This is a genomic window from Alcanivorax sp. HI0044, from assembly GCF_001634945.1.
The window spans coordinates 1-819 of record NZ_LWEZ01001926.1 but is presented as its reverse complement, the minus strand read 5'-3'; the positions used below and the strand labels follow the sequence as shown (position 1 = coordinate 819).

Sequence of the window (819 nt, the reverse complement as noted above, 5' to 3'; positions counted from 1 at the left end):
TCCAGCACCACGGACGCCGGCAACTCCAGGCCGATAACGGCGTCTTCCACTTTCAGGGCCAACACCCCTTCGGTTTCTTCCGTGATGAACGCCAGCTCATCGCTGATATCTTCCTGCTTGAGCAAGTATTGGGAGAAATCCTCATTATCCATGAAGATGTAGTCATCCCCGTCCACATAGGAAAACTGCACCGCACGGCGCTGCAATTCCACCGTGGCCACGTCATCATCCCCCTTGAAGCGCTCTTCAAACTTGGGGCCACCACCGACGGCACTGGCCTTTACCCGGTACAAGGTGGCCGCACCCCGGGCAGAAGGCGACTGCACCTCAATCTGGCGGATGGCATACAGGGTGCCGTTGACTTCGATAACGTCGGATTTTTTCAGTTCACTGGCGCGGGTCATGGCAGGGCGATGTCCTTGTGAGTAAAAAAGACATGGTATCCGAGCTTAAAGGTGTGGCGCCAGATAACAGGAAGGAGGAATACAGTGGACAGCGAAAAGAAGGAAAACCCTTCTCTGTTTGGAAAGCCAGGCAGCCGCCCCCAAATGCTGAGTGCGGCCTCAAGCATTGAAAAAAAGGACAAAAATCAACCGCGAGCTTTCAACTGTCCACTATCAACTGTCAACTGCTCTTCCACCCGTTCATGCGCCCGCACAGACAGTGCCTTGCGGTCCATGCCCTCCCCATCCAAAGGCGTACAAAAATGCAGGCGCACGCGGATTTTTGGGCGGAGCAGCATAGCCCACAAGTGATCGTGGAACTCATCGTCACCAATAAAGGCCAGCCCCGGATCCGGGGCGCCCATGCTATCCAGGT

General features: G+C 55.4%; 1 protein-coding gene and 1 pseudogene. Both read right to left on the bottom strand.

The window, feature by feature from the left end; genetic code table 11:
* The coding region (locus tag A3730_RS28625; protein ID WP_063539424.1) for an elongation factor P-like protein YeiP at window positions 1-404 on the bottom strand (404 nt) is incomplete at its 3' end.
* Window positions 405-589: 185 nt separating this feature from the next.
* A pseudogene (locus tag A3730_RS32380) lies at window positions 590-819 on the bottom strand (1-acyl-sn-glycerol-3-phosphate acyltransferase); the annotation flags it as partial.